The sequence below is a fragment of the Sporosarcina gallistercoris genome, from assembly GCF_050459885.1.
Classification (GTDB): domain Bacteria; phylum Bacillota; class Bacilli; order Bacillales_A; family Planococcaceae; genus Sporosarcina; species Sporosarcina gallistercoris_A.
This window is the reverse complement of sequence record NZ_JBCMNO010000007.1, coordinates 107,649-122,594: the sequence shown is the minus strand read 5'-3', so window position 1 is coordinate 122,594 and position 14,946 is coordinate 107,649. Positions and strand designations below refer to the sequence as shown.

The 14,946-nt window shown below is 44.9% G+C and carries 15 protein-coding genes and 1 pseudogene; 12 read left to right on the top strand and 4 right to left on the bottom strand.

The window, feature by feature from the left end; all coding sequences use genetic code 11:
* The first annotated feature begins 108 nt into the window (after positions 1 to 108).
* Positions 109 to 210, top strand: a complete 102-nt coding sequence (locus tag ABE021_RS05455) for a YjcZ family sporulation protein (RefSeq protein WP_082003340.1) — start codon at positions 109 to 111, stop codon at positions 208 to 210.
* A 55-nt stretch (positions 211 to 265) separates the two neighbouring features.
* Here ABE021_RS05455 and ABE021_RS05450 read toward each other — a convergent pair whose 3' ends face one another.
* The 4 genes and pseudogenes from ABE021_RS05450 to ABE021_RS05435 form a co-directional block, all read right to left on the bottom strand.
* The gene (locus ABE021_RS05450; RefSeq protein ID WP_225217795.1) at positions 266 to 457 is read right to left on the bottom strand and encodes a hypothetical protein; all 192 of its coding nucleotides are present in this window, start codon (positions 455 to 457) and stop codon (positions 266 to 268) included.
* A 53-nt stretch (positions 458 to 510) separates the two neighbouring features.
* Positions 511 to 1,099 (bottom strand): annotated as a pseudogene (locus ABE021_RS05445) (HTH-type transcriptional regulator Hpr).
* 153 nt (positions 1,100 to 1,252) lie between these two features.
* Entirely contained in the window at positions 1,253 to 1,609 is a 357-nt protein-coding gene (locus ABE021_RS05440) for a YtxH domain-containing protein (protein WP_430287312.1), read from the bottom strand.
* Positions 1,610 to 1,686: 77 nt separating this feature from the next.
* Positions 1,687 to 2,118: an HIT family protein gene (locus ABE021_RS05435; protein WP_430287311.1), complete on the bottom strand. Its 432-nt coding sequence runs from the start codon at positions 2,116 to 2,118 to the stop codon at positions 1,687 to 1,689.
* 119 nt (positions 2,119 to 2,237) lie between these two features.
* On the opposite strand from ABE021_RS05435, the gene ABE021_RS05430 reads away from it, so the two are divergent.
* The 11 genes from ABE021_RS05430 (at position 2,238) to ABE021_RS05380 (ending at position 14,881) form a co-directional block, all read left to right on the top strand.
* Positions 2,238 to 2,987 (top strand): ABC transporter ATP-binding protein, encoded by a 750-nt coding sequence (locus ABE021_RS05430; RefSeq protein WP_430287309.1) that lies wholly within the window; start codon positions 2,238 to 2,240, stop codon positions 2,985 to 2,987.
* Positions 2,971 to 4,179 (top strand): ABC transporter permease, encoded by a 1,209-nt coding sequence (locus ABE021_RS05425; protein WP_430287308.1) that lies wholly within the window; start codon positions 2,971 to 2,973, stop codon positions 4,177 to 4,179. Before ABE021_RS05430 ends, ABE021_RS05425 begins: the two co-directional genes overlap by 17 nt.
* Positions 4,180 to 4,254: 75 nt before the next feature.
* On the top strand, positions 4,255 to 4,491 hold the full coding sequence (locus tag ABE021_RS05420) for an IDEAL domain-containing protein (protein WP_430287307.1): 237 nt from the start codon (positions 4,255 to 4,257) through the stop codon (positions 4,489 to 4,491).
* A 126-nt stretch (positions 4,492 to 4,617) separates the two neighbouring features.
* A complete protein-coding gene (gene uvrB, locus ABE021_RS05415) occupies positions 4,618 to 6,600 on the top strand; it encodes an excinuclease ABC subunit UvrB (RefSeq protein WP_430287306.1) in 1,983 nt (660 codons plus the stop codon).
* Positions 6,601 to 6,606: 6 nt separating this feature from the next.
* Positions 6,607 to 9,480, top strand: a complete 2,874-nt coding sequence (gene uvrA, locus ABE021_RS05410; RefSeq protein ID WP_430287305.1) for an excinuclease ABC subunit UvrA — start codon at positions 6,607 to 6,609, stop codon at positions 9,478 to 9,480.
* Positions 9,481 to 9,552: 72 nt separating this feature from the next.
* Entirely contained in the window at positions 9,553 to 10,833 is a 1,281-nt protein-coding gene (locus ABE021_RS05405) for a DUF4097 family beta strand repeat-containing protein (RefSeq protein ID WP_430287304.1), read from the top strand.
* A gap of 165 nt (positions 10,834 to 10,998) precedes the next feature.
* The gene (gene hprK, locus ABE021_RS05400) at positions 10,999 to 11,952 is read left to right on the top strand and encodes an HPr(Ser) kinase/phosphatase (protein ID WP_430287303.1); all 954 of its coding nucleotides are present in this window, start codon (positions 10,999 to 11,001) and stop codon (positions 11,950 to 11,952) included.
* On the top strand, positions 11,953 to 12,759 hold the full coding sequence (gene lgt / locus ABE021_RS05395) for a prolipoprotein diacylglyceryl transferase (protein ID WP_430287302.1): 807 nt from the start codon (positions 11,953 to 11,955) through the stop codon (positions 12,757 to 12,759).
* A complete protein-coding gene (locus ABE021_RS05390) occupies positions 12,749 to 13,714 on the top strand; it encodes a nucleoside recognition domain-containing protein (protein ID WP_430287301.1) in 966 nt (321 codons plus the stop codon). The genes lgt and ABE021_RS05390 overlap by 11 nt, the downstream gene beginning before the upstream one ends.
* Complete coding sequence (ppaX, locus tag ABE021_RS05385) at positions 13,707 to 14,360, top strand: pyrophosphatase PpaX (RefSeq protein ID WP_430287300.1); 654 nt, start codon at positions 13,707 to 13,709, stop codon at positions 14,358 to 14,360. Before ABE021_RS05390 ends, ppaX begins: the two co-directional genes overlap by 8 nt.
* The gene (locus tag ABE021_RS05380) at positions 14,357 to 14,881 is read left to right on the top strand and encodes an acyltransferase (RefSeq protein ID WP_430287298.1); all 525 of its coding nucleotides are present in this window, start codon (positions 14,357 to 14,359) and stop codon (positions 14,879 to 14,881) included. Before ppaX ends, ABE021_RS05380 begins: the two co-directional genes overlap by 4 nt.
* Positions 14,882 to 14,946: the final 65 nt, after the last annotated feature.

The window sequence follows — 14,946 nt, the reverse complement described above, 5'->3', positions numbered from 1 at the left end:
GCCACTATAACATACAAACGAATTGAGCACAAAAAAGTTCCCGCTAAATTCGCCCAACTATTGAAAAGGGGTTCGCATAAGATACAAAAGAAGAGAGGGGGTGCTTCGATGAGTGGATACGCTGGAGGTACTGGAGCAGGATCTGGATTCGCATTGTTGGTTGTCCTGTTCATTCTATTGATCATTGTAGGCGCGGCTTATTTGTACTAAAACATGAAAAAAGTCCATCCCGTTTTACGGGGTGGACTTTTCCTTTTTATTTTATTTATACCTTCAAAAAGACTTCAACGTAAAGTGACAACATTAAAATGGTAATCAGTACATTTACAGTTGCATATATTTTATTTTGCTTTTCTTCAGGAATTTCTCGTGATTCGCAGAGCGCGAACGTCATTTTGTTGATTTGGAACAAGTAGAATAGTGAAAAGAGAACAGTTATTATCAAAATCACGTGCATACCCCCTTTGGACATCTCTTCCCATCATAGCAGACCAAGCGGGGATTTGGGAATTATTTATCCTCACCGGATGCGAGTTTCAGTTCATTGGCAAGTGCAGTACGATGCCCGTCTTCTTCTTGAAAAGTTTCACCAAGGCTTTCGAATCCCTTTTCGAAAATTTCCATAAAATCTTCTCCATAGACATTGCGAATGACGGACATGACTTCCAAAAACTCAGGGAACTTCCCATATAGGTTTTTGATCGGAAGTGAACCATCCAGAATCGAATGATCGGAGACGAAGTAATTTGCGGTCATTTCTTTGATCAAACTTTCGCCGTGATCTGTGACAAGGACATATGTATTCCGGCGATCATCTTCTTTTTTTGAAGAATTTCAAGTATCCTCGCTGCTCTAGCTTTTTTGAAAAGTTGAATGCAGTAGATACATGCATGACCCCGAACTTTGCTATATCTGAGATGGTAGCACCTTGTAGATGATAGGCAATCCAAAGTATGTGGTGTTCGTTAATATTCAAGTCATAAGGTTTTATCCATTGTTGCCAATCTTTTTCAACCGCTTTCCACAACGCTTTTGACATCTGTGCAAGGCGTTGAGTGTAAATCATTGCTTCCTTAAAGGAATACTCTTGTTCGGACATGCAAGCACCTACTTCCTGTTTTATAGAGATGTTTTCATTATAGCAGGAAAGCAACAAATAAAAAAGTTAGAATTGAAAAATAATTCAATTCGTTTCAATTGTCATGACAACTTAAAAAAGCATCCCCGAAAATAAGGATGCTTTCAAGTCTTATCAATTATTTTGTTGTGCGGCAACTGAACGCTCAAGTTCTTCAATTGCAGATTGGATTTCTTGAATCTCGCTCTCTAACCGGTTCCGTGAACCCGCATCCGCAGTGCGCCAACCGCCTACGGAATCTTTAACCCCTTCAATAGCAGGCTGGACGTTTTCGTTTGCAAAATCCGAAACGGAATCTTTTAACTCATTGACTCTGCCTTTCACGTCCTTCAGCTTTGCCATCATATCGGCTGATGCAGTGGCAACGGATGAACGCATTTCACTTCCGGACTGTGGTGTTGAGTAGAGAACTGTAATAGCAGCAGCAACTGAACCGACAGCCAACCCTGCAAAAAATGTAGATGATTTCATAATAAGCTCACTCCTTCCTAATTGGTTCATTTCCTTGTCGTGCATAGTTGAAACCTGATTGAATTACTTCGGGGGCGTTACGCGTTTGTCTGGAGATGCTTTTTAATGTCTCCTGCAAGTTCCTGGATTCGTTCACTTGGAAACTCTTCAGTTTTCTGGTCCCATGTTGGACGGTATCCATCTGTTTCATCGTATCTAGGAACGAAATGCAGATGGAAATGGAAAACGGCTTGACCGGCTGCCGCGCCATTGTTTTGGACGAGGTTCATACCCGCAGGTTCGAACGTATCCTTAATGGCATTTGCAATTTTGGGAGCTACTGCAAATAGATGAGACGCCTCGTCAGAAGTCAGGTCATACACATTTTCCCTATGGGTTTTTGGGATGAGGAGGACATGCCCTTTTGTGACTGGCATAATGTCCATGAAAGCAATTACGTGTTCATCTTCATACAAAATTTCTCCAGGGAGTTCCCCTGCTGCGATTTTACAGAAAATACAAGAGGACATTTGTACACTTCCTTTCATGAATGTCATTAGTGTAGCATATTTTCAGATAATCAGCATGAGTTGGACAAGGCATTGTTGTTTCAGATTTGGTAAACTAAAAGAAGAATGGAGGAAGACGCATGGCAATACTTGACTTGAAAGACGTAACAGGCGGTTATTCAAGAAAACCGGTTTTACATGAAGTATCATTTAACATTCAAAAAGGGGAATTAGTCGGGCTGATCGGACTCAATGGTGCGGGGAAAAGTACAACCATCAAACACATTATCGGGTTGATGAATCCCCAAGGGGGCACGATTGAAATTAACGGTGTCACGTTTGACGAGGATGCTGAACTATACAGGAAGTCCTTCAGTTACATTCCAGAAACGCCGATTTTGTATGAAGAACTGACGTTACGCGAGCATTTAGAGCTGACTGCAATGGCATACGGGATTCCCCAAGACGTGTTTGAAGCGAGATCAGCGGCATTATTGAAAGAGTTCCGTATGGAAAAGCGGTTGAAATGGTATCCTTCCCACTTTTCGAAAGGGATGCGGCAAAAGGTCATGATCATGTGTGCTTTTCTTGCAGAGCCTGCGCTCTATATTATCGACGAACCCTTTGTCGGACTAGATCCGCTAGGCATTCGCTCGTTGCTTGCTCAACTTACACAGAGAACAGAAAGTGGCGCATCGGTACTGATGTCGACCCATGTATTGTCGACCGCAGAAAAACATTGCGATCGAATCATCCTCTTGCACGAAGGCAGCGTGCGGGCACATGGAACGATGGACGATTTAAGGAAAGCATTCAATCGTCCGGCAGCGTCACTGGACGATTTATACATTGCGATGACAGAGGAAGCTGATTATGAACAACTTACGTGAAGTGTGGGGGAGCCGTTTCGGTAAATATGTGATGGAACTGCAGCGGTACTTGCAATACGTCTTCACGGGGCACTTAGCGATTGTGCTGCTATTTTCAATAGGTGCAGCAGGCTATGCCTATAGTGAATGGCTGAAAGATGTGCCCGCTGACCTACCTGCCATTTGGATTATCGCATTGCTGCTTGCCGGTTCTACGTTCATGGCAACTCCGGTGACGTTGTTAAAACCAGCCGATGCTGTCTATTTGCTGCCTCTGGAAAAAGAATTGCCGACCTATACAGGCCGGGCATTGAGCTGGACCTTCTTTTCAAAATTGCCGCTACCAGTCCTTGTTTTCATCATAGCACTCCCGATGTTGAGCGCCTATGACATAGGAAGTAAACCGGTGTTCGGGTTATTACTGATTCTGATCATTACTGCTATGTGGGCGAGTGTTAGAACTGAATTCTATTTTCGGAAAGCGAACGAAGGTCAAGGCGTGTGGCAGGATCGCTTCATCCGCTTCGTGCTGAGCCTGTTGCTGTTCTATGCCGTCTTGGCCGAACAATGGATCCTCCTGGCAGTCATTGCATTTGCTTATGTACTATACAGTTTATTGTGGGTGAAGAAAGCGGCACTACAGCCATTCCCTTACACTCATTTCATCGAACTTGAGCAGAATCGGATGATGGGTTTTTATCGTTTTGCAAATTATTTTACCGAAGTTCCTCATTTGAAGGGGTCAATCAGTAAACGATCATGGCTCGGTCTATTCATGCCCGAGGCAAACGTGGAACGTACTGATTCTCAGAGCTTTTTACTGCGCAGGACGTTCATCCGCACGGACGAATCATTTTGGTTATGGCTGCGTTTAACGGTGCTATCGATTCTGGGAGTACTCTTCATCCCCTTCCCGATTGTGGCGTTCATCTTCATCGGGGCACTCGCTTTCGCATCAGCGGTTCAAACGTTACAATCTCTTCGCGGAGGTGACGAATTCCGGATGGATTTGTTATTTCCGCATACAGAAGAGGCACGTCCTAAAGAGATTTTCCGTCTGACGGAGCGTGTTCAATGGCTGCAAGCGATATTGGTAGCCATTGCAGGATTATTCATGCATGGTCTGTCGGCCACTCCTCTAATAATGGGGGCTGTTGTGCTGATCATTTCAGAAGCGACAATCCGATTATCGAATAACAAAGAGGAAGAGTAGGAATATTCGAAAAAGTACTTGCAAAATGGAGGCTGGATTCGTTACAATAATTAAAAGGGTTCCGAGGTGAGAAAGATGGAGAATAATTATTCATATGCTGAGTTTCTAAAGGCTGTGGGAAAGAATAGTTCCTCAATGCAAGCGGAAAAAATGCTGAATGACATCTACATCGATTTGTTTCTGAATCATATCCACCGTGAACAAACTCGAACACGATTGCTGGATGATATTGATACGGCCCTGGATCGTAACGATGAACCTACTTTTATGCAACTGACAGATATATTCCTGCAATTGGATGAGAAAGAGTGATTCCAGCCTGTGCGCGTTTGCGTACGGGCTTTTTTTATGCGAAAAACGTATGTTCGCTTTTCACTTTGGTCCAGAGAGGGAATGTGATAAAATAGACAATAGAGGAATAGTAGGGAGTGACGCTCAGTGGCAGATACATTTAACCTTCAAGCCCCATATACACCGCAAGGAGATCAGCCGACTGCCATTAAAGAATTGGTAGCGGGAATCGAAAACGGAGAAAAGCACCAGACGTTACTTGGCGCAACAGGTACAGGGAAGACGTTCACCGTATCCAACGTCGTAACGGAAATTAATAAACCTACGCTGGTCATTGCTCACAACAAAACGCTTGCAGGGCAACTATATAGTGAATTCAAAGAGTTTTTCCCAGACAACGCGGTTGAATATTTCGTCAGTTTCTATGACTACTATCAGCCGGAAGCTTATGTCCCGCAAACAGATACGTATATTGAAAAAGACTCCAGTATAAACGACGAGATCGATAAATTGCGTCACTCAGCGACGGCAGCTCTCTTCGAACGAAGAGACGTTCTTATTGTCGCATCGGTCTCATGCATATATGGCCTAGGTTCACCTGAAGAATATGGTGCCCATATGATTTCGCTGCGTCCTGGTCTGGAAATCGACAGAAATCAGTTATTGCGTAGATTTGTGGATAATCTATATGAACGCAACGATGTTAGTTTTACACGCGGCACGTTCCGTGTAAGAGGGGATGTCGTGGAAATCTTTCCGGCATCTCAAGATGAACGATGTATCCGGATTGAATTTTTCGGAGACGAAATCGACCGGTTGCGTGAAGTGGATGCACTAACGGGCGAAGTGCTCGGTGAACGTGAACACGTCGCCATCTTCCCGAATTCCCACTTCGTTACAGGTGAAGCGAAAATGGTGAAAGCGATTGAACGAATTGAAATGGAATTGGAAGAACAGTTGAAGATACTGCGGGAGAACGACAAACTCCTGGAAGCGCAGCGGCTGGAACAACGGACACGATACGATTTGGAGATGATGAGAGAAATGGGTTTCTGTTCAGGAATTGAAAACTACTCCCGTCATTTATCCCTTCGTGCTGCAGGAGAGACGCCGTATACGCTGATCGACTATTTCCCGGATGACTTTCTCATAGTAGCGGATGAAAGCCACGTGACGCTTCCTCAGATTCGAGGCATGTATAACGGTGACCAAGCGAGAAAGAAAGTGCTAGTGGAGCACGGCTTCCGCCTGCCTTCCGCATTGGATAACCGTCCGCTAATGTTTGAGGAATTTGAAAAACACGTCAATCAGGCCATTTACGTTTCGGCAACCCCAGGTCCGTATGAAATCGAACATACACCCAAAATGGTGGAACAGATTATTCGCCCGACCGGTTTGCTCGATCCGATTATTGAAGTGCGACCGATCGAAGGGCAAATTGACGATTTGCTGGATGAAATCCACGAACGTGCGCGGAGGAACGAACGTGTGCTAGTGACGACGCTCACGAAGAAAATGTCCGAAGACTTGACGGATTATTTAAAAGAAGCTGGAGTGAAAGTGAACTACCTCCACTCGGAAATCAAGACACTCGAGCGAATCGAGATTATCCGCGAGCTAAGACTCGGAATTTACGACGTATTGGTCGGCATCAACTTATTGAGGGAAGGCCTCGATATACCGGAAGTATCATTGGTGACAATTCTGGATGCCGACAAAGAAGGGTTCCTGCGTTCAGAACGGGCACTTATCCAAACGATTGGCCGTGCTGCCCGGAACTCAGAAGGACGGGTCATTATGTACGCAGACCGATACACGGACTCCATGAACAAAGCGATTGAAGAAACTCAGCGTCGCCGCGAAATACAAATCGCTTACAACGAAAAGCACAACATCACACCGAAGACGATTCAAAAGGGAATACGCGATGTCATCCGAGCTACACAGACTGCAGAAGAAACCCTCTCCTTTGTGGATAAAGTGACAGAAGGCAAGAAGTTAACGAAAGAAGAAAAAATGACATTGCTGGCATCGCTAGAAAAAGAAATGAAGGAATCAGCGAAAGCACTCGATTTCGAACGTGCAGCTGAACTCCGAGATACCATACTGGAACTGAAAGCGGAAAGGTGAGAAGGCATGAAAAATACTGAAATCTATATTCAAGGTGCGCGAGCGCACAATTTGAAAAATATTAACGTCACCATTCCCCGGGATCAGTTGGTCGTGATGACTGGTCTCTCCGGCTCCGGGAAATCCTCCCTCGCTTTTGATACGATCTATGCTGAAGGGCAACGCCGGTATGTAGAGTCCCTCTCTTCTTATGCTCGGCAATTTCTCGGACAGATGGACAAACCGGATGTGGATCTGATAGAAGGACTTTCACCGGCTATTTCGATAGATCAGAAAACGACGAGCCGCAACCCACGTTCCACAGTGGGTACAGTTACCGAAATATACGACTATTTAAGATTGCTGTACGCTCGCGTCGGAAAGCCGATTTGTCCTAATCACGGAATTGAAATCACTTCCCAGACGGTCGAACAAATGACCGACCGTGTACTGGAGCTGGAAGAACGGACACGGATCCAGATATTAGCGCCTATCGTTTCGGGTCGAAAAGGTACACATATCAAGTTGTTGGAAGACTTGAAAAAGCAAGGATATGTCCGTGTGCGAATCGATGGGGAAACGTTCGATTTGGATGATAACATCGAGCTGAACAAAAACAAGAAGCATAACATCGAAGTCGTAGTCGACCGGGTTGTCATTAAAGAGGGGATTGCCGGAAGACTCAGTGATTCTCTTGAAGCGGCTCTTCGTCTTTCTGAAGGAGCTGCACTTGTTGATGTGATCGACGGGGAAGAACTATTATTCAGCGAACATCATGCATGTCCGATTTGCGGATTTTCAATCGGGGAGCTAGAACCGAGGATGTTTTCGTTTAACAGTCCATTTGGTGCTTGCCCGGATTGTGACGGACTAGGCATGAAATTGGAAGTCGATCCTGATCTTGTGATCCCTGATCCCTCCCTTTCACTGAAAGAGGATGCGATTGTTCCTTGGATTCCGACCAGTTCTCAATATTATCCGGAGCTTTTGAAGACGGTTGCTCAGCATTATGGGATTTCCATGGACTGTCCTGTCGATGAAATGGCAAAAGAAGATTTGGATAAAATCCTCTACGGCTCGAAAGAAGACAAAATACGATTCAAATACACGAACGAATTCGGCCAGACCCGTGACAACGCCATTTACTTTGAAGGGGTTCTATCGAACGTGGAGCGTCGTTTCAAAGATACTTCTTCCGATTATGTTCGTGAACAGATGGAGAAGTACATGGCACAGCGTCCATGCCCGACATGTAAAGGCTACCGATTGAAACAAGAATCACTTGCAGTCAAAGTGGATAACCTCCAAATAGGTCAAGTGACAGAGAAATCGATTGTCGAAGCAACCTCGTTTTTCAACGGTCTTCAGCTTTCTGAGAAGGATGCGAAAATCGCTGAATTGATCCTTCGGGAAATCAACGAAAGACTTGGTTTCCTTGTCAATGTCGGTCTCGATTATCTCACCCTCTCCCGTGCAGCAGGAACCCTTTCTGGTGGAGAAGCTCAAAGGATCCGGCTCGCCACTCAAATAGGTTCCCGTTTAACTGGTGTCCTTTATATCTTGGATGAACCTTCTATCGGGCTTCATCAAAGGGACAATGATCGCCTGATTAACACGTTGAAGAGTATGAGGGATATTGGAAACACACTCATTGTCGTCGAGCATGATGAAGACACAATGATGGAAGCGGATTACTTAATAGACATCGGACCGGGAGCGGGTGTAGCTGGAGGGGAAATCGTCTCTGCCGGAACTCCTGAAGAAGTGATGGCGGATCCGAACTCGTTGACGGGGCAGTATTTGAGCGGCAAGCGTTACATCCCGTTACCAATGGAACGACGACAATCAGATGGACGTAAAGTGACTATAAAAGGCGCTTCGGAGAATAACCTGAAAAAGGTGAATGCCGAATTCCCGCTTGGTCAGTTCATCGCTGTTACGGGTGTTTCCGGATCAGGGAAAAGTACGCTCATCAACAGTGTGCTTCACAAAATACTGGCGCAAAAGTTAAATCGTTCAAAACAACGACCAGGCGAGTATAAAAGCGTAGAGGGATTGGAAGAATTAGAAAAGGTAATTGAAATCGACCAATCTCCAATCGGGCGGACACCCAGATCCAACCCGGCTACGTATACAGGTGTATTCGATGATGTCAGAGATGTTTTTGCCATGACGAACGAAGCGAAAGTGCGGGGGTATAAAAAAGGGAGATTCAGCTTCAATGTTAAAGGCGGACGATGTGAAGCATGCCGCGGAGATGGAATCCTTAAAATCGAAATGCACTTCCTGCCTGATGTGTATGTTCCGTGCGATGTATGTCATGGGAAACGTTATAACCGGGAAACGCTTGAAGTTACGTATAAAGGGAAGAACATAGCAGACGTCCTTGAAATGACAGCGGAATCCGCCTCGGAATTCTTTGAGAATATCCCTAAAATCCAACGGAAACTCCAAACGATTGTTGACGTAGGATTAGGGTATGTTCAATTGGGACAGCCTGCAACGACACTTTCCGGAGGTGAAGCTCAGCGCGTCAAACTGGCTTCAGAACTTCACAAACGCTCAAATGGGAAATCGTTCTACATTTTGGATGAACCGACCACTGGACTTCACGTCCATGATATCGCGAAACTGCTTAAAGTCTTGGAACGACTTGTCGAGTCTGGAAATACCGTATTAGTCATAGAACATAATTTAGATGTCATTAAAACCGTGGATCATATTATTGACCTTGGACCTGAAGGTGGTGACAAAGGCGGTCAAATCATCGCTACAGGAACGCCGGAACAAGTAGCGGAAAATAAAAAATCGTATACGGGAATGTACTTGAAACCTATTTTAGAGCGGGATCGCGGCCGTATGACTGCACGAATAGAACGAGCTGAAAATCCAGTGACATGAAACTTTTTTGGTTGTGAGCCGTATAGATAAGCAGATCATATGAACCATCATTCCACTCAGGAGGCGAACTAAATGCAAAATGAGAGAAAACGCATTTTAACTATGCTTGAAAATGGAACGATTTCAACGGACGAGGCATTGACGCTGCTAGAAGCGTTATCTGAAAAAGACTCTGCTAAGAAGCCGGCTGGTTTTTCGGTTGATGTCAAACCGGATAACACACAAGATACTGAAGAGATAAAACCGCAACATCAGAACGAATCGAAAGAACAACGTTATACAGAATCAGGAAATGAAAAGCCTTCAAAAGAAGAACCCGTAAAAGAAGAATCTTCAAAAGAAGAACATTCAAAAGAAAATGGGGGGTCTTCCAAATACGGTTGGTCAGGCACTTCTCCGGAAGAATTCATGGAAGACATTCGGAAGGACTTAACGAACGTCGGTGATCAGTTCATGCAGTTCATGCAAAGTGCGGTTCAAAAAGTAAAGCAGTTCGATATGGAAAATCCGTTTGGCGCTTCCACTACGTTTGAGCACAAAGCTCAAAAAGATGGAAAAGAGTTGGAAGAGCTTATTGTGGATATCGATAATGGCAAACTATCGATTGTTCCTGGTGAAGGGGACGAAGTTTCAGCAGTATTTTCCGTGAAGACCTTCACCTCGAATTCTGAAGAAGAAGCTAAAAGGGATTTTTTGGAAAAGTTGGTGTTTGTAGCAGACGACCAATCACTTAGGATTTCGAGTAATTCGAAAACCATTCAAGTGAATACAGTCCTCACTGTTCCTAAAAAAATGTACCGTAAGATTTCTGTGCGATTGTTGAATGGCGGATTCGATATGCGCAACCTGGAAGCGGATGTGCTCCGCGTGAAGACAGCTAACGGAAAAGTGAATGTCAGCTATGTCAAAGCTGTGGAAGTGGATATTGAAACCCTGAATGGGGAAATTCGATTGCTGAGTCTTGAAAGTAACCAAGTCGAAACGCAGACACTGAATGGTCTGATCTACATTGATGGGAAAGTGAAAGATACCCAAGCCCGAACACTAAACGGCTCCATATCTGTGACAACTTCCCATGAGATTCCAGAAAAACTGGATGTGAAAAGTGTAGGAGGCAACATTGAGCTGTATGTACCTAGCTCGCTATCTTTAGTAGGTAGCATTACATCCACAATCGGCAGTCTTAACTTGAAACTGCCGGATATTGAGAATACATCGACTCAAGATCAGCTGTTACACCGTTCCATGAACTTCAAGAAGGATGTCCAGGACTCACCGTCCACTCTACATGTGTTTGCAGAATCTAAAACAGGAGCTGTAATGGTTTGTTATTCACCAAATAGTAAAGAGTAATGGATTGAAGGGGCCTTCTCTCGAACTAATCGAGGGAAGGCTTTTTAATTTGTGTTATATAATTGTGGAGCAGGAAGAATATTCGGTGCGAAAAACCGTTCAAAATCCATTCTACAATGGTAGAATGATGCATAGATAACAATTGAAGATGGAGGTGGCTGTGTAATGAGTGGAGTCACGGTGAAAGATATTAAAGAACGGTTTGACCTGGAACTGCTCGCGGGTGCCAGTGGAATCGACAGAACGATCGTAATCAGCGATATTTCCCGCCCCGGGTTAGAAATGGCAGGATATTTCGACTTTTATACGCGAACACGTATTCAACTGTTGGGAAAGACGGAAATTTCATTTTTTGAAATGCTTCCTGAAGCTCTCCGTATTGAGCGGATGGATTTGTTATGCACACCGGATACACCTGCATTTGTATTAGCTCACGGGGTGGCACTGCCGCCAGAACTTGAAGCTGCAGCGGAACGAAGGGGGATAGCCGTCCTCGGTGCAGAGGTTCCAACTACGAGACTCTCGGGCATGCTGACAAATTTCATAGCGGGCCGATTAGCTCCCATGAAAACCCTTCACGGCGTGTTAGTGGATGTCTATGGGATCGGGGTATTGATCACAGGCAAGAGTGGTGTCGGTAAAAGTGAGACTGCACTCGAACTTGTAAAACGGGGTCATCGGCTCATCGCGGATGATTCTGTAGAAATCCGGGAAGTTGCGAAGAATATTTTAATCGGGAGTCCGCCACCGTTGCTTCGACATATGCTGGAAATTCGAGGTGTAGGTATTATTGATATCATGACCTTATTTGGCGCGAGTTCTGTAAAAGATGATAAACGGATTGTTCTCACCATCGACTTGGAACTTTGGGATCCTGAGAAAATGTATGACCGGCTAGGTGTCGATGAAGACAAATTGAAGATCATGGACTCGGAAGTGACAAAGCTGGTCGTACCAGTCCGACCAGGCAGGAATCTATCGGTCATTATCGAGGTGGCTGCAATGGATTATCGACTTAAAACGTTAGGCATTAATGCTGCTGAAGAATTTACAAACAAGCTGGATGCAGTGATCAGCCAAAAGGCGGCTGCAGCAGAAGAAAAGGGGATTCACCGGTAAATGAATACATTATTAGCGATCGATCCAGTTGCGTTTTCTTTCGGTACTTTTGAAGTCCGCTGGTATGGGATTTTAATTGCGACGGGAATCATTTTAGCATTCTTACTTGTCCAAAAAGAAATGGTGAAACGAAAGATGCACCCTGATTTCCTCACGGATATGCTCATTTGGGCTGTTCCGATCTCCATTATTTCAGCACGTATTTACTATGTCATCTTTTCATGGGATTTCTATAAAGATCATCCTGAAGATATCATTAAAATCTGGGAAGGCGGCATCGCGATCCATGGTGCGTTAATCGGAGCGATCATTACAGCAGTCATCTTCACTAGAAAACGCGGGGTATCTTTCTGGAAAGTAGCCGATATCACTGCACCTGGTTTACTTATTGGTCAAATTATCGGTCGTTGGGGCAACTTTATGAACCAAGAAGCTCATGGAGGACCGGTATCTCAGTCATTCCTTGAAAATAACATCATTCCCGATTGGATTATGAATCAGATGACGATTGAAGGGGTAACGTATCATCCGACATTTCTGTACGAGTCCATGTGGAATCTTGTAGGTCTGGCCATTATTCTATTGTTGCGAAGAGTGAATTTGAAACGGGGCGAAATCTTCTGCTTCTACATCATTTGGTATTCAGTAGGACGTTTCTTCATCGAAGGAATGAGAACCGATAGCTTGTATGGCGGAGGACTTCGGGCAGCTCAAGTTGTTTCGATAGCAGCGGTGCTTATCGCTCTCGGAATACTCATCTACCGCAGGTTCATCATGAAAACGGATGTGAGGTACAATGACAACTAATTCGAATAGCTCCACGCTTAAGAATGGTTTAGGGGCAGGATTGAAAACAACGTGGTCACTTGGGAAAATCATTTTCCCCATTACGATTCTCGTAGTGATCTTGCAACACACTCCCGTATTACCTTGGATTGTTAAGCTCATTGCGCCATTTATGAATCTTTTCGGTTTGAGCGGGGAAGCGGCAATCCCGCTGGTCCTCGGCAATGCCTTGAATTTGTATGCGGGGATTGCAGGGATATTGTCACTCGATTTGACGGTAAAAGAAGTGTTCATCATCGCCATGATGCTCAGTTTTTCACATAACCTGTTCATCGAGACGGGGGTTGCCTTGAAAGTGGGTGTCAAGCTGTGGATTGTCCTGGTGGTGCGCTTCGGTTTGGCAGCACTATCCGGCATCGTCATTAACCTTGTTTGGCGGGGCGGCAGCGAAATCGCGAAATATGGGATTGCCCCTGAAACGGCAATGATTCCGGAAGGCTGGTTGGATATCTTCTTACTCGGACTGCAAAAAGCATCTTTCGGTGTCTTACAGCTAGCACTCATTGTCATCCCATTGATGCTTGTTGTTCAATTTTTGAAAGATCATCATTACTTAGAGAAATTCTCATCTAAATTTTCACCTGTTACAAAGCTGATCGGAGTACAGCCGAACGCATCGCTTACTTTAGTGGCGGGGCTTGTTATCGGTCTCGCATATGGTGCGGGTGTGATGATCCAAGCGGTTCAGGATGATGGGGTGAGCCAACGGGATGCCACCCTGTCGTTCATCTTCCTAGTAGCGTGTCACGCAGTCATAGAAGATACGTTATTGTTCATCCCCCTTGGTATCCCAGTCTGGCCACTGCTCCTGATACGTATCCTAACAGCGTTCGTTTTAACGATAGCTGTTGCGTTTTTCTGGAGAAATAAGCTGAAAGAGAAACTGGAAAAGGAGGCTGCTGTTCTTAATGGATAAGCCAATCACAACGATACTGTTCGACTTGGACGGTACGTTACTCGATACGAACGAACTGATCATGCAATCTTTTGAAAAATTGCTTGAAACTCATTATCCGGGGAAATATACACGTACGGAAATTTTGCCATTCCTAGGACCGACATTGGCAGAGACGTTTAATAAGATGGATCCTGCCAAGACGGAAGCGATGATTCAGGAATACAGAGAATGGAACATGGCGAACCATGATCGGTTAGTAGCTGAGTTCGACGGGGTTACGGATGTATTGACCACGTTAGCAAACCATGGGGTCCGCATGGCGATCGTGTCGACCAAAAGAAATGATATGGTTCTGAAGGGGCTGGATTTAATAGGGATTACACAGTTGTTTGAAGTGATCATTGGTTTGGATGATGTGCAACGTCCAAAGCCGGATCCTGAACCACTTTTACTGGCGATGGAACGATTGAATGCTTCAAAAGAAGAAGTGCTGATGGTGGGAGATAATTTCCATGACATCGAAGGTGGAAAAAATGCAGGAGTCCGGACGGCTGCTGTTGCCTGGTCTGCAAAAGGTCCTGAATTTCTTTCGACTTTTAACCCAGACTATATGTTGACCCACATTTCAGATCTCTATGAAATTGTAGGTGTGACGGCTACATGAGAAAGACGGAGCGCTATCAGGTGAAAGGGGAAGGGAACTCACTTTGGAACTTGTACACGTCCGTATCCTTTTTCAAAGTCATGAAAAACTTTGTTGTCATTCAGATTGCTCGTTATACACCATCCTTCAAAGCGAAAAACTGGTTGTATAGAACTTTCCTGAAGATGGAAGTCGGTGAGCGAACAGCATTCGCTCTTATGGTCTTTCCTGATGTCATGTTCCCGGAGCGTATCCGAGTGGGGAAAAACACCATTATCGGGTTTAACTCCACCATCCTCGCTCACGAATATTTAATAGACGAGTACAGGATCGGGGACGTTGTTATTGGCAACGAGGTGATGATTGGTGCGAACTCCACAATCTTACCCGGTGTCACCATTGGCGATGGGGCAGTTGTTTCTGCAGCGACGCTCGTGAACCGGGATATCCCGGCTGGTGCGTTTGCAGGAGGAAATCCAGTGCGGGTCATTTACACAGCTGAAGAGCGTGCGATGCGAAACCACAACAATCTTAAGGTTTAACGTTGTGTAAAAAAAGTTATGGTATACTGTAGTCATATTGCAAGAAGGAGCGTTTTCCTCGTTCC